The organism is Micromonospora jinlongensis (genome assembly GCF_013410645.1).
In the GTDB taxonomy this organism is placed as follows: domain Bacteria; phylum Actinomycetota; class Actinomycetes; order Mycobacteriales; family Micromonosporaceae; genus Micromonospora; species Micromonospora zamorensis.
In genome coordinates this window covers 1,955,959-1,974,478 of the sequence record NZ_JACCHK010000001.1, presented here as the reverse complement: position 1 = coordinate 1,974,478, position 18,520 = coordinate 1,955,959, and the positions used below count along the sequence as shown (strand labels likewise).

14 protein-coding genes are annotated in these 18,520 nt (G+C 72.6%); 6 read left to right on the top strand and 8 right to left on the bottom strand.

All coding sequences use genetic code 11. The features are described 5' to 3' along the window. Positions 1 to 111 precede the first annotated feature (111 nt). The 4 genes from HNR22_RS08440 to HNR22_RS08425 all read right to left on the bottom strand — a co-directional run bounded on the left by HNR22_RS08440 (position 112) and on the right by HNR22_RS08425 (position 5,320). A complete protein-coding gene (locus HNR22_RS08440) occupies positions 112 to 2,583 on the bottom strand; it encodes an ABC transporter permease (RefSeq protein ID WP_179779879.1) in 2,472 nt (823 codons plus the stop codon). Further along, complete coding sequence (locus tag HNR22_RS08435; protein WP_179783465.1) at positions 2,580 to 3,341, bottom strand: ABC transporter ATP-binding protein; 762 nt, start codon at positions 3,339 to 3,341, stop codon at positions 2,580 to 2,582. Before HNR22_RS08435 ends, HNR22_RS08440 begins: the two co-directional genes overlap by 4 nt. 111 nt (positions 3,342 to 3,452) lie before the next feature. Then, positions 3,453 to 4,109, bottom strand: coding sequence for a response regulator transcription factor (locus tag HNR22_RS08430; RefSeq protein WP_091404623.1), 657 nt, complete (start codon positions 4,107 to 4,109; stop codon positions 3,453 to 3,455). Beyond that, complete coding sequence (locus HNR22_RS08425) at positions 4,097 to 5,320, bottom strand: sensor histidine kinase (RefSeq protein WP_179779878.1); 1,224 nt, start codon at positions 5,318 to 5,320, stop codon at positions 4,097 to 4,099. The genes HNR22_RS08430 and HNR22_RS08425 overlap by 13 nt, the downstream gene beginning before the upstream one ends. A 169-nt stretch (positions 5,321 to 5,489) precedes the next feature. On the opposite strand from HNR22_RS08425, the gene HNR22_RS08420 reads away from it, so the two are divergent. Then, entirely contained in the window at positions 5,490 to 5,717 is a 228-nt protein-coding gene (locus HNR22_RS08420; protein ID WP_179779877.1) for a hypothetical protein, read from the top strand. A 327-nt stretch (positions 5,718 to 6,044) separates the two neighbouring features. On the opposite strand, the gene HNR22_RS08415 is transcribed toward HNR22_RS08420, so the two are convergent. Further along, positions 6,045 to 7,292: a SpoIIE family protein phosphatase gene (locus HNR22_RS08415; protein ID WP_179779876.1), complete on the bottom strand. Its 1,248-nt coding sequence runs from the start codon at positions 7,290 to 7,292 to the stop codon at positions 6,045 to 6,047. 206 nt (positions 7,293 to 7,498) lie between these two features. Here HNR22_RS08415 and HNR22_RS08410 point away from each other — a divergent pair, with 206 nt between their 5' ends. The 5 genes from HNR22_RS08410 (at position 7,499) to HNR22_RS08390 (ending at position 15,601) form a co-directional block, all read left to right on the top strand. Continuing rightward, positions 7,499 to 8,980 carry a gluconokinase gene (locus tag HNR22_RS08410; protein ID WP_179779875.1) on the top strand — a complete coding sequence of 494 codons (1,482 nt, stop codon included), beginning with the start codon at positions 7,499 to 7,501 and terminating at the stop codon, positions 8,978 to 8,980. 323 nt (positions 8,981 to 9,303) lie between these two features. Beyond that, entirely contained in the window at positions 9,304 to 11,901 is a 2,598-nt protein-coding gene (gene lanKC / locus HNR22_RS08405; RefSeq protein ID WP_179779874.1) for a class III lanthionine synthetase LanKC, read from the top strand. Between the two features lie 5 nt (positions 11,902 to 11,906). Continuing rightward, positions 11,907 to 12,026 (top strand): SapB/AmfS family lanthipeptide, encoded by a 120-nt coding sequence (locus HNR22_RS08400; RefSeq protein ID WP_013734295.1) that lies wholly within the window; start codon positions 11,907 to 11,909, stop codon positions 12,024 to 12,026. A 72-nt stretch (positions 12,027 to 12,098) separates the two neighbouring features. Continuing rightward, positions 12,099 to 13,826: an ABC transporter ATP-binding protein gene (locus tag HNR22_RS08395; protein ID WP_179779873.1), complete on the top strand. Its 1,728-nt coding sequence runs from the start codon at positions 12,099 to 12,101 to the stop codon at positions 13,824 to 13,826. Positions 13,827 to 13,846: 20 nt separating this feature from the next. Beyond that, complete coding sequence (locus tag HNR22_RS08390; RefSeq protein ID WP_343059738.1) at positions 13,847 to 15,601, top strand: ATP-binding cassette domain-containing protein; 1,755 nt, start codon at positions 13,847 to 13,849, stop codon at positions 15,599 to 15,601. A gap of 27 nt (positions 15,602 to 15,628) precedes the next feature. Here the strand turns inward: HNR22_RS08390 and HNR22_RS08385 are convergent, their stop codons facing one another. The 3 genes from HNR22_RS08385 to HNR22_RS08375 all read right to left on the bottom strand — a co-directional run bounded on the left by HNR22_RS08385 (position 15,629) and on the right by HNR22_RS08375 (position 18,307). Then, the gene (locus HNR22_RS08385; RefSeq protein WP_179779871.1) at positions 15,629 to 16,213 is read right to left on the bottom strand and encodes a LuxR C-terminal-related transcriptional regulator; all 585 of its coding nucleotides are present in this window, start codon (positions 16,211 to 16,213) and stop codon (positions 15,629 to 15,631) included. Between the two features lie 119 nt (positions 16,214 to 16,332). After that, on the bottom strand, positions 16,333 to 16,938 hold the full coding sequence (locus tag HNR22_RS31815) for a response regulator transcription factor (RefSeq protein WP_343059737.1): 606 nt from the start codon (positions 16,936 to 16,938) through the stop codon (positions 16,333 to 16,335). Between the two features lie 202 nt (positions 16,939 to 17,140). Beyond that, complete coding sequence (locus HNR22_RS08375) at positions 17,141 to 18,307, bottom strand: hypothetical protein (protein ID WP_179779869.1); 1,167 nt, start codon at positions 18,305 to 18,307, stop codon at positions 17,141 to 17,143. Between the last annotated feature and the right edge of the window lie 213 nt (positions 18,308 to 18,520).

Below are 18,520 nucleotides of genomic sequence, written 5' to 3'. Positions count from 1 at the left end.
CCCGCTCGCTCGGAGGCTCTCGACACATGTGGTCGTGATGTCAGTCCCGACCGTGCCGCCTCAGCGATGTACGCCGAGGCGGCACGGTCGCCGATGTTCGAGCCGCGACGCCTACTCCTTCACACCGATGTTGTCGATCGGGGGAGCGCCGAGCAGCCGTCGGACCGGCCACACGGTGGTTGCCAACGCCAGCAGTGTCGTGCCGCCGAGCACCGCCACCCAACCGAGCGGCGGGACGTACGGGATCGGGCTGCCGGTCAGTCCGTTGACGATCGCGCTCAGGGTCAGCGCCGCGATCGTCACGCCGATCAGCACCGCGCTGCCAAGGAGCCCGGCCTGTTCGGCCTGCACCATCCGCCGAATCTGACGGCGGGTGACCCCGACCAGTTGCAGCAACGCCAACTCGCGGCGGCGGGCCAGCGCGGCCATCACCATCGTGGTGGCCGCCGCCAGCGCCGCGTACCCCACCATCACGCCGATCAGCAGCCGGTTCAGCCAGGCGCCGAGCGCCAGATCGGTGCTGATCAGGCGCGTACGGGTGGCGGCGTCGAGAACCTCGGTGCCCGGCCGCCCAGCCGACCACGTGGCCAACGCGGTGTCGGCCTCCGGGCCGGCGCTGACCAGGATCTCGTCGTCGGTATCCCCGGCCGTGTGCCCGGCGACCGTCTCGGCGGCCAGCGTGACGTCGCCGAAGCCGAGGCCGCGGTCGTAGATCGCGACGACGTCCAACGTGACGGGGGTGCCGTCGCCCAGCCAGAGTTCCGCCTGATCGCCGACGTCCCAGCCGGACGAGGACGCTTGCGTCGCAGACAGGGCGACAGTGCCCGCGCGCAGGTCGGCCAGGTTGCCCTCCCGCACGGCCAGGTCCATCGTCGACGCGATGCCCGCCGGGTCGACCGACTGCGCGCTGACCGGCTCGATTCCGTCGAGCCCCCGCACCACCACCTGCGTACGGTGCACACCGGTGGCCGCCTGCACCCCGGCCAACACGCGGATCTCCCGCGCCGCGTCCGCCGGCAGCCCACCCGGAGCGACAAGCACCCGCTCGGCGAGGGTCCCCGCGCTGCTCTGCGTGGCGGTCTGCCGTTCCAGGTTGGTCTGCAGGAACCAGACCGAGCCGCCGAACCCCACGGACAGCACGAGGGCGGTCAGGACGGTCGCCATGCCCTGCGCGTTGGCCCGCAGATTGGCCGCGGCCAGGTAGCCGCTGACCCTCCACATTCGCGGCAACAACGGTGTGAGCAGGCGTGCCGCGTACGCGTTGATCCTCGGCGCGAGCAGCGCCACCGCGATGACGAACAGGTACAGCATGCCGACCGCGCCGGCCAGTGCCCCGGTCGACCCGCCGGCGCTGAGCGTGAACGCCCCGGAGGTGCCGGCCGCCGCCAGCGTCAGCACGCCGGCGATCAGCCGCACCCGGCCGCTACGCCGAGGCTCGACAGCGATCTCGCCGAGCGCCTCGATCGGCTTGATCCCGGTGACCCGGCGTGCGGCGACCAGCGCGGCGAGCACCGCCACGAGGACCGCCGTACCGACCGCGGCCGGCACCGCGAACAGGCCGCCGACCATCGGGAAGCTGGCCGGCACGAACCCCCGCCCGACCAGCTCGCCGTGCACCCAGCGGGCCGCCAGCAGACCGGCCGGGCCGCCGATCGCCGAGCCGATCAGGGCGAGCAGCGCGGCCTCGGCGACCAGCATGCGGCGCACCTGCCCCGGCGTGGCCGCGACGGCACGTAGTAACGCCAGGTCACGTCGACGGTGCCGGACGGACAGCCCGATGGTGCCGGCCACCACGAAGACGATCAGCAGGACGACGTACCCCCCGAAAGCCGATCCGGCCCCGACCAGCAACGTCTGGGCGGCCTGGTTCTCCGACTGCTCGACGTTCCCACGGTCTTTTCCGACGTACGTCGTGGCGCCGGCCGCCGACGCGATGTCGCGGACCGCGCCGACGTCGGCGCCGGGCGCCATCCGCACGCCGATCGCATCCACCCGGCCCGGGTGGGCGGACAACCGGGCGGCCTGCGCGTCGGTGAAGAACACCGCCGCCGAGCCGGTCTCGGCGGTTCCGCTCACCCGGTACGACCGCCTGACCCCGCCGACGACCAGGTCGATGCCGTCGCCGGGTGCCACGCCGAGACGGGTGTCGACAAGCACCTCGTCGTCGGCCCGGGGCGCGGCACCCGCGGCGATGGGACGACTGGTGAAGGCGTACGTGTCCCAGCCGTGTCCCAGGGCAGCCGGTGAGCCGATCAGCACCCCTTCGTCGCCGGTGACGGCCGCGACACCCGGCACCTGGCGGATTCGATCCACCAGGGCCGCGTCCACCGTGCCGCCCTCGGGCAGCGCGACGGTGCTCGTGGTGGTCTCGCCGTCGAACTCCCTGAACGTGTGGCTGACCGTGCGGTTGGCGACGACCACGTCGGCCGCGGCCCAGAGCCGTGGCTCCGGGCGGAAACGCAGCCCGGACTCGACGAGGGTGCCCATCGCTACGAGGATCAGGACGCCGGCGATCAGGGCCAGCAGGGTCGCGGCGGCGGGGCCGGCACGGTGCCGCAGCAGGCGGGCGGCGAGCCCGATCATCGGAGGACCCGCCGATCCAGCGACGCCAGGTGCTCGGCGATACGGGCGGCTCCGAGCTGCGGAAGGTCGCCGACAATCGCACCGTCGGCCAACACGAGCACACGGTCCGCGTACGACGCGGCGATCGGATCGTGGGTCACCATCACCACGGTCAGCCCGTGTTCGTCCACGACCGCGCGAAGCAGCGTCAGCACCTCCGCCGCGGTCCGCGAGTCGAGGGCGCCGGTGGGCTCGTCTGAGAAGATCACCTCGGGGCGGGTGGCCAGCGCCCGGGCGATCGCCACCCGCTGCTGCTGGCCACCGGAGAGCGCGGCCGGCCGGTGGTGCAGTCGGTCGGCGAGGCCGACCCGCTCGACCACCTGGGTCAGCCAGGCCCGGTCCGGACGGACGCCGGCCAGGCGCAGGGGCAGCACGATGTTCTCCTCGACGGTGAGCGCGCCGATCAGGTTGAATGCCTGGAAGACAAACCCGATCCGTGTACGACGCAGCTCGGTCAGGCGGGTCTCGGACAACCCCGACAGGTCGGTGCCGCCGATGACCACCCGACCGGAGGTGGGCCGGTCGAGCCCGGCCGCGGTCTGCAGCAGCGTGCTCTTGCCGGAGCCCGACGGCCCCATCACCGCGGTGAAGGTCCCCCGGTCGAAGCCGACATCGATGCCCGCAAGCGCAGCCACCTGGTTACGGCCGGCGCCGTACACGCGGGTGAGTTGTTCGACGCGTACCGCCGATTCGATGGTCTGTCCCGGATAGTCCGGCATTCTGGTGGCCTCTCTCCGTGTCATCGGCAAGAACTGCGCGCACCAGAAACGCTATTGACGTGAGAGAACGGCGACCATCCCGCGGGCTGCCAGGTCCGGGTACAGCAGGCGCTACCGCCGACCGCCGTCCAGGTAGCGCAGCACCGCGGTGACCCGGCGGTCGGCCTGGTCGTCCGGTGGAAGCTGAAGCTTCGAGAAGATACTGCGGATGTGCTTGTGCACCGCGCCGTCGGTGACGAACAGCCGCTCGGCGATCGCGCTGTTACCGAGCCCTTCGGCCATCAGCCCCAGCACCTCACGCTCACGCGGCGACAGCTCGCTCAGCGCCGTGTCCGTCCGACGGTTGCGGGCGAGCAACTGCGCCACCACCTCCGGGTCGATCACGCTGCCGCCGTCCGCGACCCGGTGCAGCGCGGCGAGGAACTCCTCGACCCGGCCCACCCGCTCCTTCAACAGATAACCAAGCCCGACGGCGCCGACCGAGAACAGGTCGGTGGCGAATGCCTGCTCCACGTACGCCGACAGGACCAGCACCGCGAGGCCGGGGCGCCGCCGCCGGGCCTCCACCGCGGCCACGATGCCCTCGTCGGTGTGGGTCGGCGGCATCCGTACGTCCACGATCGCGACGTCCGGCGCATGTTCGTCGACGGCGACCAGGAACTCGCCCGGAGTACCGGCCGTGGCGACCACGTCCAGATCCTCCGCCCGCAGCAGCAGAGCCAGCCCCTCACGCAGCAGCGGGTCGTCCTCGGCGATCACGATCCGCATGGCAGCTCCACGTCCATTCTCGTCGGCCCTCCCGGAGGGCTCGTCAGTGTCATCCGGCCGTCGTACGCCTCGACCCGCCGGCGGATGCCGGTGAGCCCTGAACCACGTGTCTCGTCCGCGTCGCCGTGCCCGTCGTCCTCAATGCACACCAGCAGCCGCCCGCGCTCGCGGCGCACGGCCACGTCCACTCGGCTCGCACCGCTGTGCCGGACGACGTTGGTCAGCGCCTCCGCCACCACGAAGTACGCGGTGGCCTCGACCGAGGCCGCGCACCGCACAGCCACGTCCACCTCGAGTCGGCAGGGCACCACGCAGCTGCCGGCCAGGCCCGCCAACGCGCCCGCGAGACCCCGGTCGTCCAGCACGGGCGGCAGGATCCCGCGCACCACCGTACGCAGCTCGCCCAGTGCCTGTTCCGCAGCGTCCTGCGCCTGCCCGAGGATCTCGTCGGCGCGATCCGGATTGCGGCGCACGGCCCGCCGCGCGGCACCCAGCAACACGTTGACCGCCACCAACCGGTTCTGGGTGCCGTCGTGCAGCGACCGCTCGATCCGGCGCAGTTCGACAGCGTGGGCGTCCAGCGCCGCAGCGCGGGTGGCGGTCAGCTCGGCCACCCGCAGCGACAGGTCGACGCCCGGCGGCGGAGGCAGCAGCAACCGGCCCGGCCACGCCTGGAGACGGGCCAGGACCGGGCTGAACCAGATCGCGGCGGCCAGCCAGCCCACCCCGAGCAACCCGACCGCGAGTGCATCGGACAAGCCGTCGATGCGCCACCAGACGATCCCCGGCGCGGCGTCGGGGGGGACCAGCCGGTACCACAGCGGGAAGGTGGCGTCCTGCACCGCATAGAGCGGCAGCGCGAGGCCGACCAGCCCGGTCACCAGGCCGATGAGTGAGTACAGCGCGACCCAGCCGAGCTCCCGGCGCACGAACGGATCCCGCATCGCCGTCCGCAAACCGGTCGGCACCGGCCCCGGCGTGGGGATCGGCTCGCCCCAGCGGGACAGCCGGGCCCGCTCACGGTCGGCCACCCAGCGCACCGCCCGCAACGCGCCGGGCGCCGCCAGCAGCCCCACCCCGCCCAAGCAGGTCACCGCCACGATCGCCGCCCAGAGCAGCGCGCCCAGCGCCAGCGTGGCCGTGCCCAGCCCTCCGACCAGGTGCTCCAGGGCGTCGACCGAGGCGCGAACCCGGCCCCGCACGTACGCCATCGACCCACCTCCCCCCGCCAACATAGGCCACCACGGGCCGCGCCCGGCAACGCCTGGCGCGGAAGGTACAGCCTGCTGTACCACGGTCGTCGAGCTGGCGGGATCGTCCCCGCCGCGCGCCCCGCCTAGCGTTGACGGCATCGAGAAACGTTCACCCAAGGAGGCAGTCATGACCGATCCGTACCGCATCACCGAGGCGCCGGTCGCCGCACCGAAGAAGCCGGGCGGCCTGCTACGCCCGCTGCTGTGGCTGGTGCTCTTCATCAGCGCGGCGGCCAACGTGGTGCTGTCGACCGCGGCGGACAACCAGTGGATCAGCTCGGCGTTCGGCCTGGTGGCGGTGCTCTGCGCGGTCGCGCTGCTCGTCCACCACCGCCGTAACCGCCCGCGGAAGTAGTAGGGACACAAACCGCACTCCGTCGCGCTCGATCACCCTCGCCACTCCGCTCAGGTCGTCGTTCAACTGGTGCTCACGCCGGGCAGCAGCTGTAGCGCAGTTCGTCGCGAGGCCCATTGAGCTGAATGCGCTGCGACAGGTCGGTGGCCTGAGTCTCCCGGGCGGTACGGGCGATGGCCTCCGGCCCTGCCAGCGAGCTCGGCCAGGGCTCCGCCGGTGTAGGCATCCGTAGTGCTGCCAGCTCACACCTCCGCGGGGCATCGGCAGCAGGTTCACCCGTCCTGCCAGACGTTCAGGCGCACACCCGGGCCCGCTCGCTCGATGAGGTTACGACTGCGTTTGTAGTGGATGGTGGGTCGGTGCGTTGATCGTTTCCTGGTCCGAGTGTGGGGGTGCGGGGCTGCGCCATTCGGCGAGCAGGACGGTGGCGTCGTCCTGCAGGCGGTCGTCCTGATGGTCGAGGATGGCGTGCACGAGTCGGCGGGCGGTCTCGGGCAGGGGCAGTTGATCGGCGACTGCTCTGGTGGCGAACTCGACGAGCCGTTCCATTCCGAACGTCTCGCCGTCGGATGTGCGGGCTTCGATGATGCCGTCGGTGTACAGCAGTACCTGGTCGCCGGGTTCGAGGGCTTCCTCGACGACCACCGGCGGGCGTCGGTCACCGAGGGTGACCGGAAGGGCGGTCGGGGTGGGCAGAACCTTGACGACGTGGCCGTCGCGCAGCACGATCCCACTCGGGTGGCCGGCGGAGATGACCTGCAGGATTCCGGTGCGCTGGTCGAGCTCGGCGAGCACTGCCGTGATCATCCCGTACCGGTCGTGGTCGCGCACTGCAGCATCGATGTGATGGTAAGTGGCGGTCAGGTCCAGGCCGGTGCGCCGGGCGTTGCGGTAGGCGGCGAGGGCGATGGAAGCGAGCACCACGGCCCGCATCCCGCCAATGGAGCCATGACCGGCCGCGTCGAACAACGCCAAGTGCGCGGTGTCACCGTTGACCGCGTAGTCGAACGCGTCACCGCCCACGTCGTAGCACGGTTCGAGGATGCCGCTGATGATCAGATGCCCGGTCGAGAACGTCAACGGCGGCAGCTGCGCACGCAACATCTCCGCGGCCAGCTGCATCGGTGCCCGGCGCCGGAGCCGCTCGATCGTGTCGCTGTACGAACTTCGCGTCACCACCAGCTCGGCGAGGAGGGACGCGACAGCGGCGCAATCGTCAACGCTGTCGTCAGCCAGCGGGCCGTCGGCGACAACTTCCAGCACGCCCATGCGTTCGCTGCCGTCGACCACCGGCACCCACACCCGCACACCGTCCTCGCCGCTGGCGCCGACGCAGGTCGACGCGGTGCTGAACGCTCGTCCGGCGAGGGTGCCGTCAATGTCGATCGGTACGCGGTCCGGCGCGCTGCCGCCCAGCAGCGGAAGCAGCAACCGCTGCTGATGGTCCACCAGGTAGATCACCAGGGCACGCGCGTCCAGCAGAGGCGCCGCGCGCATCGCCATTTCCGGCAGATCATCCGGACGCGCATGGTGTGACTGCTGCAGCAACTGCCGCAGCGACTCCAAACTACTCACGCTCATCCTCTCCTGCACCGGCCCATGGATTGTCGCCCAGAAACTGTCAACTGGCCCTGGCTGCCAGAGTCACGTCACAACCGAGGCTTCCCGAGCTTGGCGTGAAGCGGCGGTCGCGTCGTGTCCTGACCAGGCCACGACGGGCGTCCTGGCCTAGGGTTGGCTAATCTTGCCGGAGATTCGCGCCGACAATGACGAGGACAACGATGACTCGGACCGACGACGACGTCGCCCTCGACTCGGCGTTGGACCCGCTGGTCCTCGCGGTGGACATCGGTTCCACCGCCACCCGGGGCGGCGTGCACGACGCGTCGGGCCGGCGGGTCCGCGGCCTGCAGTACAAGGTGCCGCACGCCTTCACGGTCGCGCCTGACGGCACCTCGGTCATCGACCCCGATCAGGTGACCGGGGAGGTCGAGCAGGTCCTCGACGCGGTGACCGGGGACCTGCGGCTCGGGACCCGCATCGCCGGCGTCGCGATGGACACCTTCGCCGCCTCTCTGATCGCGGTCGACGCCGCCGGACGCGCGCTCACCCCGTGCCTGACCTATGCCGACTCCCGCAGCGCCGACGCGGTCACGGCGTTGCGGGAGGAACTCGACGAGCAGGCGGTGCAGCAGCGCACCGGCGCCCGCCTGCACACGAGCTACCACGCCCCGCGCCTGCGTTGGCTCGCGGCTGCGCAGCCCCGCGTCGTCGCTACGGCCGCGGCCTGGTGGTCCCTGGGCGAGTACGTCCTGGCTCGGCTGGTCGGGTACCCGCTCGCCGGAACGTCCACGGTGGCGTGGACCGGCCTGCTCGACCGTCGCACCGGCGGGCTCGACGCCGAGCTGCTCGCTGCCGTAGGCATCGACCCCGAGCAGCTTTCCCCGCCGCGGGACATGACCGAGCCGGCACCTTCCGCGGCCCCGGCGCGCTGGCCCGCCCTCGCTCGGGCCGCGTGGTTCCCTGTCATCACCGACGGCTTCGCCAGCAACATCGGGTCCGGGGCGACCGACACGACAGTGCTCACCGCAGCGACAGCGACCAGCGGTGCGCTACGGGTGCTGCTCGACGGCCCTGCCGATCCCCTGCCGACCGGGCTCTGGAACTATCGGGTCGACGCAGGGCGCACGCTGCTCGGCGGGGCGATCAACGATGTCGGTCGTGCCGTCAGTTGGGCGCAGGGTACGTTGCGCCTCAGCTCTGCGCTCGCTGTCGCCCTCACCGCGCCGCCGAGCCACGCCACACCGCTGGTGCTGCCGTACCTCACCGGCGAACGCGCGCCCGGCTGGGTCGGTGGGGCACGCGCCGTGTTCGGCGGGGTGTCGGCGGCCACGGACGCCGACGCCCTGTTCCGCGGGATCGTCGAGGGCGTGGCCATGACCTACGCGCGCGTCGCCGACGAACTGCACCCAGCCGCCCCGCAGGTCGTGGAGGTCGCGGCGGCGGGACGGGTCAGCAACGACCACCCTGAATGGCTCCAGATCCTTGCTGACGTGCTCGGGCGACCCGTCACGCATGTGACCCGGCGGCGCGCGACGCAGCGTGGCACGGCACTGCTCGCGCTCGACGTGCTGGCACCGGACGTCCCGCGCGCTCCCCGGGCCACCGGAGCGACGTACGAGCCCCGGCCCGCGCACGTCGAGCACTACGCGGGACGGCGCGCGCGGTTCGCCAAGGTGTACGACGCGCTCGTGGGCGGTTGAGGGACCTCGTGGCGGTTCCCCAGCCCGGGCGTTGACTTCGCCTGGGTCGAGGGCACCGGAATCTTCCGGGAACAACTCGGCCCGCTGTTGGACGCCTCCGTGTAGGTGCAGGGCAATCTCGATGAACAGGAGCGTTCTGACGGCGGTACCGCTCCGCCGACACGACCTGACTGCGGCCGTGCGGGTCTGACTTTTGTCATGAGTACCTGTGCGCCCCGCATCGAACGTGGTGACTAAGCGCACTGGAGCCCGCCACGTCCTGTCGATGAGACTCGATTCAACGCCGGAACAACAGCCGGCCGAGTTCGAGGGGCGGCGGGACGGTGGACGAACGTTACGACAGCTACTGCGCCGCAGATCGGCTGTTCTACGACTCGCTCGGCAGCGCCGTCGCGCAGCCCGTCTTCCCGGCCGCCGAACGACCGATGCCGACCGGCTGGCGCCGCGAGCCGCTCGACGACTGGCTGATCTATGCGCCCGACGGCGGCTCGCTGCCGCAGCAGGGCTGGAAGATTCATGTGTCGGCGGGTCTGGCGAACGCCGAGCGGGTGCTGGACGCCGTCTGGAACTACTGCGTCCCTCGCGGCCTGTCCTTCAAGTTCCTGCGCGGACCCCGCACGCTGCTGCTGCGCAACTCCAAGTACGCCGCCCGAGCCGCCAGTGGCAAGTTCATCACGGTCTATCCCCGCGACGACGCGGAGCTGGAACTGGCCTGCAAGGAGCTCGACGAACTGCTGACCGGCGAGCTTGGGCCGTACATCCTCAGTGATCTCCGCTACGGCACCGGACCGGTCTACGTGCGCTACGGCGGCTTCGCCGCCCGCTACTGCCACTCTTCCGACGGTCAGGTGGTGCCGGCGATCGAGGACGACTCCGGCACGCTGGTGCCGGACCGCCGTGAGCCCGTCTTTCACGTACCGTCCTGGGTCACCCTGCCCGACTTCCTCGGCCCCCACCTGGCCGCCCGGAGCGGAACCAGCACGGACCAGGTGCCGTACCGGATCGAGCGAGTGATCCACTTTTCGAACGGCGGCGGGCTGTACGTGGGCAGGGACCTGCGCACCGACACCGAGGTGGTGCTGAAGGAGGCCCGACCGCACGCCGGCCTGGACGCCGACGGTACCGACGCCGTCGCCCGGCTGGCCCGCGAGGCGGAGGCTCTGCGGCAACTCGCCGACCTGCCGCAGGTGCCGCGGGTGCACGACGAGTTCGTCCTCGGCGAGCACCGGTTTCTCGCGCTCGAGTTCATCGAGGGCCGACCGTTGAACAAGGTGCTGGTCGACCGGTACCCGCTGATCGACGCCGACGCGACGGACGGTGACCGGGCGGCGTACGCCCGATGGGCCCGCAAGATCTACGAGCAGGTCGAATCCGTCGTCGCGGCGATCCACGAGCGCGGCCTGGTCTACGGGGACCTGCACCTGTTCAACATCATGATCCGGCCGGACGACCGGGTCGCCCTGGTCGACTTCGAGGTGGCCGCCCCGATTGCCGGGCACCGCCGACCCGGGCTGCGCAACCAGGGCTTCGCGGCACCGAGGGACCGGACCGGGCCGGCGGTCGACCGGTACGCCCTGGCGTGCCTGCGGTTGGCGCTGTTCCTGCCACTGACCCAGCTGGTCCGGCTCGCCCCGGCGAAGGTGACCCATCTGGCCGACATCATCGCCGCGAACTTCCCGGTGCCGAGGTCCTTCCTCGACCCGGCGGTCGAGGAGATCACCGGTGACCCGCGGGTCACCCCGGACCCGCGAGCGGCCCTTGGCGCGGACGACTGGCGCACCATGCGGGACCGGCTGACGACGGCGATCATGGCCAGCGCCACCCCCGAGCGGAACGACCGGCTCTTTCCCGGTGACATCGAACAGTTCCGCAGCGGCGGCCTCAACCTCGCCCACGGGGCGGCGGGAGTGCTGTACGCGCTCGACAAGAGCGGTGCCGGGCGGTGGCCCGAGCACGAGGACTGGCTGGTGCGGCGGGCGACAGCGCCCCCGTCTGGCACCCGCTGCGGCTTCTACGACGGGCTGCACGGCGTCGCCTACGCGCTCGTTCACCTCGGACGCCGGCAGGACGCGCTGGACGTTGTCGACATCTGCCTGCGGGAACCCTTGGACGGGCTCGACCACAGCCTGGCGAGCGGACTGTCCGGGATCGCGCTCAACCTGGCCGAGTTGGCCGCGCGTACCGGGGAGGTGTCGTTGCGCGACGCCGCGTGGCGGACCGCTGAGCGAGTGATCGGGCAACTGGTCGACGACCCGGGCCCGGACATCAGCGGCGGACGTAACCCGTACGCCGGGCTGCTGCGCGGCCGGACCGGACCGGCGCTGATGCTGTTGCGGCTCTACGAACTCAGCGGCGACGACGAGCTGTTGGGGCACGCCGCCACGGCGCTGCGCCAGGATCTGCGCCGGTGTGTGCTGCGCCCGGACGGTGCCCTGGAGGTCAACGAGGGCTGGCGCACCATGCCGTACCTGGCGCACGGCAGCGTCGGTATCGGGCTGGTCCTCGACCAGTACCTGCGCCACCGCGCCGACGACCGGTTCGCCGCGGCGAGCGCGGGAGTCCGCCGGGCGGCGCGGTCACCGTTCTACGCACAGTCCGGGCTCTTCGCCGGCCGGGCCGGCATCATCGCCTACCTCGCCGCCTCGGCCGACGACGCCGACCGCCGGGAACTCGGCGCGCAGCTGGATCGGCTGACCTGGCACGCGCTGCCCTACCGGGAGGGGACCGCGTTCCCCGGTGAGCAGTTGCTGAGGCTCTCCATGGACTTCGGCACCGGCACCGCTGGCGTGCTGTACGCGCTGGCCAGCGCGCAGCACGACCAGCCGCCGGTGCTGCCCTTCCTCGCGCCCCTGCCGGGCGCGAAGAGACTCCCTCGCGACAGCGGGGGCGACCTGATCGGCGAACGGATGGAAGGGAGGTGAACGACATGGCGCTTCTGGACCTCCAGGGCCTGGAGATGGCTCCGGCCGACCGCACGGGTGGCGGTAGCCGGGCGAGCCTGCTGCTCTGCGGCGACAGCTCGCTCTCCGTCACGACCTGCAACTGATCCACGGACACGTGGGGCCCTGGGTGGGTAGACGTGCCCACCCAGGGCATCCGCGTACCAACGGGAGGACCGATGCCGACGTTCGCCATGGGGGACAGGCTGCTCCGGCAGACGGTCCGGGCGGGCGGCGGCTGGACCGGGGGACTCGCGGCGGTCGCGCTTCTCGGCGCTGCCGCCGAACTGTTGCTGCCCGCGGCCCTCGGCCGCGCCGTCGACGCCGCCCTCGCCGGCGGCTCCGGCTGGTGGGCGGTGTCCGCCTGTGGCCTGGTCGTCGTCCTCATCTGCGTCGACACCCTTACGGACCTGGCCAGCGGGTTCGGCGCGGCACGCGCTACCGCCGGACTGCGCCGACACCTGCTGCGTCACCTGTTCGCCTTAGACGTCCGCGCCACCCGCCGGCACCCGGTGGGTGATCTCGTCGGCCGGTTGGTCGGCCAGGCCGCCGACGCGGGACAGGCCGGCAACGCCGTGGTCTTGGCCATCGTGGCGGTGCTTCCGCCGCTCGGCAGCGTCGTCGCGCTCGCCATCATGGAACCGGTCCTGGGCGTCACCATGCTCGTCGGCCTCGGCCTGCTCACCGTCCTCATGCGCGCCTTCGTGGCCGACGCCTCCGCCGCGACCGCCGGGTACCAACGGGTGCTCGGCAGCATCGCCGGTCGACTGCTGGAATCGCTGACCGGTGCGCGGACCATCGCCGCCGCCGGCACCACCCATCGCGAGGAGGACCGGGTGCTGGCGGCCCTGCCGGAGTTGGGCCTGCACGGCCGGCGCACCTGGGAACTGCTGGCCCGGGCGAGTGCACGCACCTCGGCCGTCGCGCCGCTGCTGAACCTGAGCGTCATAGCGGTCGGCGGATACGCCCTGACCGCGGGCTGGCTCACGCCGGGGCAACTCGTCGCCGCGGTCCGATACGCGGCCATGGGCGCCGGGCTCGGTGGAGTGCTCGCCACCCTGAATCACCTGGTCCGCAGCCGCGCGGGAGCACACCGGGTCGCCGAGCTGCTGACGCAGCCCGCCACGCCGGCGGGCGATCGGCCCCTTCCACCCGGCGGCGGCGCCCTGCGACTGCGGGGGGTGTGCGTGCACGCCGACGACGGCCGGCCCATCCTGGACGGCATCGACCTGGACGTGCCGGCCGGCGCCACCGTGGCAGTCGTCGGAGCGTCCGGTGCCGGCAAGTCGACTCTGGCTGCCGTGGCGGGACGGCTGCACGACCCCGACGGCGGTGAGGTGCGACTGGATGGTGTGCCGCTGCGGGACCTCGACGGGGTGGCGCTGCGCCGAGCCGTCGGCTACGCCTTCGACCGGCCGGTGCTGATCGGCGCGACCGTCCACGACGCGATCGGTCTGGCGCTGCCGGCCGACTCCGCGGCGCCACCGGTCGATCGGAGCCCGGCCACGCCGGCGGTTCTGCGGGCGGCCCGGATGGCGGCGGTCGCCGACGTGATCGACCGCCTGCCCGGCGGCTACCGCACCCCCCTGGTGGACACACCGCTCTCCGGGGGCGAGGCCCAACGCCTCGGCCTGGCCAGAGCGTTCGCCGCCGAACGGCTGCTCATCCTGGACGACGCGACGTCCAGCCTCGACACCGCGACCGAACACCGGATCACCGAAGCGGTGCTCGGGCGCGCCGGGGAGCGTACCCGACTGGTGGTCACCCACCGGACCGCGGCGGCTGCGGCGGCCGACCTCGTCGCCTGGCTGGACGGCGGACGGCTGCGCGGCCTGGCACCGCACCGGCAACTCTGGGCCGACCCGGACTACAGGGCCGTCTTCCAGCCGGCCGGCGGTGGGTTGTGAGCCGTGCTGGCGTACGCCGTGTGACCTGGCGGGCACTGCGGGCCCGCCGGCGGGAGCTCGCCGGGCTCGGCGGCTGGTCGCTTGTCGAGTCGCTGCCCGCGCTGCTCGCCGGCTATCTGGTCGCTCGCGCCGTCGATGAGGGTTTTCTGGCCGGACGTCTCCTCAACGGCCTGGCCTGGTTGGGGGCCCTGGCCGTGGTCGTGGTGGTCGGCGCGGCGGCCACCGGTCGAACGTACCGGAGCCTCGGCGCCGTGGTCGAGCCGTTCCGTGACGATGTGGCCGCTCAGGTGGTCCGGGGTGCGCTACGCGACGCCACCCGGGCGGGTGGTCGCCCGGACAGCGCCGCCGTGACCCGGCTGACCCACCAGATGGAGATCGTCCGCGACACCTTCGCCGGTCTGCTGATGGTGACCCGCGGTTTCTTCTTCTCCGCTGGCGCGGCCCTGCTCGGCCTGCTCGCCCTGGCGCCGGTGGTGGCGGCGCTGGCCGCCGCGCCGCTGGTCGCCGGCCTGGTCGTGTTCCTCGCCGCGCTGCCGGCCATGGTCACGCACCAGCGCGCGTACGTCCGGGCCGGTGAGCAGCTCGGCCAGTCGGCGGCGGCCGCGCTGGCCGGTCACCGCGACGTGCTGGCCTGCGGCGCCCAGACACGCGTGACGGCCGACGTCGAACGCTGGGTGTCGGCGCAGGCCGCCGCCGAACGCATGCTCGCCCGGATGGCGGCGATCCGTAGTCTCAGCCTCGGCATCGGCGGCTGGCTGCCGTTGCTGGTGCTGATGTTGGCCGCCCCGTGGCTGGTCGAGCGTGGCCTGACCGCTGGCGCGGTGCTGGGCGCGCTGATCTACGTCTCCACCGGCCTGCAACCCGCCCTGCACACCCTGGTGCAGGGCCTCGGCGGCGGCGGGCTCCGCTACGCGGTCACCCTGGAGAACATCCTGCGTACCTATCCGCTGTCCGACGACCAGCACCCGTCGGGCCCCGCCACCCGGACACCCCACTCCCGGCCGCCCACCGGTCCGGCCGACCGCTCGCCAGCCGTCGAGGTCCGGGGACTGACCTTCGGCTACGGCCCGCGCGCCCGGCCCGTCCTGCAAAACTTCACGCTGACACTGGCCGACAGGGACCATCTCGCCGTGGTGGGCCCGAGCGGTGCGGGCAAGTCCACACTGGCCGTCCTGATGACCGGTCTGGTGCCGCCGCAGGCAGGAACGGTCCACCTGGCCGGCGCCACTGTCGCCCAGATCGAGCCGGCCGTTCTCGCCCGGATGCGGGTGCTGGTGCCCCAGGAGGCGTACGTCTTCACCGGCAGTCTCGCCGACAACCTCCGCTACCTCCGGCCGGACGCCGACGACCACACGCTGGAGGTCGCCCTCGACGCGCTCGGTGCGGGACCCCTGGCGACCCGCCTGGGCGGCCTGGACGCGCCGGTCGCGCCGGCTCTGCTCTCCGCCGGCGAGCGGCAGCTCATCGCGGCCGTCCGCGCCTGGCTGGCACCCGCCCCGCTAGTGGTCCTCGACGAGGCGACCTGTCACCTCGACCCGGCGCTGGAGGCGACGGTCGAGGCCGCCTTCGCCCGACGACCCGGCAGCCTCGTGGTGATCGCGCACCGGATCAGTTCGGCGCTGCGGGCCGGTCGGGTGCTGGTTCTCGACGGCGACGAGCCCGTGGTGGGGACGCACGAGCAGTTGATGGCCCGCTCGGCCACCTACCGGTCGCTCGTCGGCTGCTGGGACGACTCGGTGGTGCCGTCCCGGGCGGCGTCGGCGCGGCACGGCTGAGCCCCGCGCCCGAGCGGACGGCGCCGGTCAGATCCAGCCCGCCTCGCCTGCCATCCGCACGGCCTCCACCCGGGTACGCGCGCCCACCTTGCGGGCGATCCGACCGAGGTGGTTGCGGACGGTGCCACGGGTGAGCCCGAGCGACACCGCCACCTCCGCGACCGGCGCCCCCGCCGCCGTCAGCCTCAACACCTCCGTTTCGCGGTCGGTCAGTGGGCCGTCCGAGCGCAGCGCCGCGACGACGAGATCGGCGTCGAGCACGGGCTCCCGGCGGGCGAGCCGGCGGATCCCGTCGATGACCCGCTGGGGGGCGACATCGCTGCGCAGGATGCCGACCGTCCTGGTCGGGCAGAACATGCCTCGCAGTCGCCGGGCCCGACGCGGGTGGGCCAGCACCAGGACGGGGCACGGGCCGAGGCGGCCGGGATCGACTCCCTCGAAAAAATCGAGGTCGGCCACCACCACGTCGGGGCGTTGGGCGCGGACGGCTGCGGAGACCGCGTCGCCGCGATCCACCTCCGCCACGACACGGATGTCCTCCTCGGCGGCGAGGACGAGCGACAGCGCGCCCAGAACCAGGGTGCCGTCCAAAGCGAGCAGGGTACGGATCACGATGAACCTTCCCGCACTCCGATGGCGATCACAGAACGTCAACATTCAAACACGGTTGCGGCGGGTTCGCATGGCGACGGGGCGGGCCGGACACATGCGCCGGGCCCGCCCCCCGACGGCTACAACCAGCCGTTACACCGCGCGCGCCACACCGCCTCCAGTCGGTTGCGAGCCCCGGTCTTGCGTAGGATCACCGACAGATGGTTGCGCACCGTCCCATGTGCCAGATATAGACGGACGGCGATCTCCTTCAGGGGCAGACCCTCGGCCGCCATCCGCAGCACGTCCATTTCCCGAGGCGTCAACGGGATCTCCGGTGGACTCAGCACCGCCACCGCGGCGGCCGGGTCGATCGCCCGCTCCCCGGCGGCGAGCGCGCGGATCGCCCGCACCAACTCCGCCAACGTGCTGTCCTTCCCGACCAGGCCGCGCGCGCCGGCCGCCAGCGCCGCCTCCACCAGGGTTGGGCTCCACCGAGGGCTCATCGCCAGCACGGCGGCGTGCGGCGCCTCGACGCCGATCAGCGCGACCACCTCCACCGGGTTGGGCAGTTCCGGCGTCAGTGCCAGCACCACCACCTGCGGTCGGCACCGCCGGACCACCGTCAACAGCTCGCCAACACTCTCGACGTCGGCGACCACCTCCATGTCCTCCTCACGTGACAGCGCGGCGCAGAGTGCCCCGCGGAGCAAACCCATGTCCTCAGCGACGACAACGTGGATCACCACGTTTCTCCGATCTCAGGTACGCGGCACGACGGCCACCGGTCCCGGAACATCCACGGGTTGGCCGGGGCGGTTGTGCGCGACAGACGGATAGGCGTCGGCCCGCAGCACCGTCACGGGGGGCGGGCACGGGCTCCGATTGACCAGGCCGGCGGGTGGAATGGGCCACGAGGGCCAGCCACCCGGGGTCGGTCGACCCGGCTCAGCCTGGACGGGCGATCGCAGACGGAGTTCGGCTCTCGACGAGAAGCGGCACGAAATCGCCGGGCTGCCCAGCACCCAGGTGCGACTGCCGGTCGACCGGCCGGACCAGCCCGGGCCCGGGCGTCGATCGATCGTCGACACCTGCGGCATCCTGGTCGACGGGCGCGACGGGTCGGCCCGGAAGGTCGGCCCCGGCGGCCACCGGACCGGGGCGTGCGGCGAGGTGCCCCGTCGAGGCCGTGGGAGGCGCAGGTCCGACGAGGGACATCGGGGGTGGCGCGGCCGGGGTCGGCTGCGCTGCGGCGGGTACGGGCGCCAGCGCCGAATCCGTCGGTGGCGTTGGCACTGTCGGTACGAGGGCCGGGTCGGTCACCGGCACGACGGCCGGCCCGAGCGCTGGGGGAGCGGGCAGTGGAGGTGTCGCCGCCGGAACGATCACCGCGCCGAGAGCGGGTGGTAGAGCGGCATCGACGACGCGGAGAAGCGCCACGACGACGGGCCGGATCGGCACTGTGCTCAGGATGTCGACGACGTACGGCAGCGGGGCGGCGATCAGGCCCACCGTCGGCGAATCGGCCGGCCCGCGCACCGCGGGTAGGTCGGGCGCGGCGATGGCTGGCTGTCGCGGTGGATCAGCGGCCCGCCGTGACGGGTCGGCACGTTGAGCTGGACGATGAGCCGCGCGAGCCACGGAGGCCGGCCGAAGCCTTTCGCGCTCCGCCGCGTCGGGTGCGCCGACACGGGGCAGCGGCACGGACACGGGCGACGCGCCCGTCGGCCGTCGAGGTCCCGTCGAGGGTGTCGCGTCGAGGGGGCCGACGATGGCACCGATGGTTCCTGCCAGCGGTGCGCGGGGCCCATCGTGGCGGCGGTCGTCGGCACCCGCGGCTTGCTGGCGCTCATGGCTGGGGCGCTCCGCGACCGTGAGCCGCGCGACCGGCTCGGCCAGCCCGCCGACCCGCCGATGAGGCTCGTCACCGGATCCGCTGCGCATCCCGTCGGCGGCGGCCGGCCCCTGGAACAGGGCGGCCACGAGGAAACCGGCCCCGACGGCGGCCGCGATCAGCACCGTCCGCTGGGCGAGCCTGCGCAGCCGGTCGGCCACAAGCGGCGCGGATCGGTCCGGCGCGGACGTCGGCGCGGTTCCGGTGACGGGACTTCGCACGCGGGCACGACCCCTTCCTCTGGGTTGCTGACCCATAGTAGCCATGCACTCACGTAGTCGCATCCGGTGATGTGTGCGCTCGTCGGCCGGGCGCGGCCGCCGCCCTCACTCCGCACAAGCTGGAGAGATCAACCGGGCCGCCCACAGCGGCGGCAACGACGTCGTCCTCGACACCCGGCAGTTACCTCACCACGATCCTCGGCCGTCTCGACC

What these genes read in the sequence shown, in the direction of transcription:
- HNR22_RS08400 (WP_013734295.1), top strand. Translation starts at nt 11,907, where the DNA reads ATGGCGCTTCTGGACCTCCAGGGCCTGGAGATGGCTCCGGCCGACCGC.
- HNR22_RS08425 (WP_179779878.1), bottom strand. Translation starts at nt 5,320, where the DNA reads ATGGCGTACGTGCGGGGCCGGGTTCGCGCCTCGGTCGACGCCCTGGAG.
- HNR22_RS08430 (WP_091404623.1), bottom strand. Translation starts at nt 4,109, where the DNA reads ATGCGGATCGTGATCGCCGAGGACGACCCGCTGCTGCGTGAGGGGCTG.
- HNR22_RS08435 (WP_179783465.1), bottom strand. Translation starts at nt 3,341, where the DNA reads ATGCCGGACTATCCGGGACAGACCATCGAATCGGCGGTACGCGTCGAA.
- HNR22_RS08420 (WP_179779877.1), top strand. Translation starts at nt 5,490, where the DNA reads ATGACCGATCCGTACCGCATCACCGAGGCGCCGGTCGCCGCACCGAAG.
- HNR22_RS08410 (WP_179779875.1), top strand. Translation starts at nt 7,499, where the DNA reads ATGACTCGGACCGACGACGACGTCGCCCTCGACTCGGCGTTGGACCCG.
- HNR22_RS08395 (WP_179779873.1), top strand. Translation starts at nt 12,099, where the DNA reads ATGCCGACGTTCGCCATGGGGGACAGGCTGCTCCGGCAGACGGTCCGG.
- HNR22_RS08440 (WP_179779879.1), bottom strand. Translation starts at nt 2,583, where the DNA reads ATGATCGGGCTCGCCGCCCGCCTGCTGCGGCACCGTGCCGGCCCCGCC.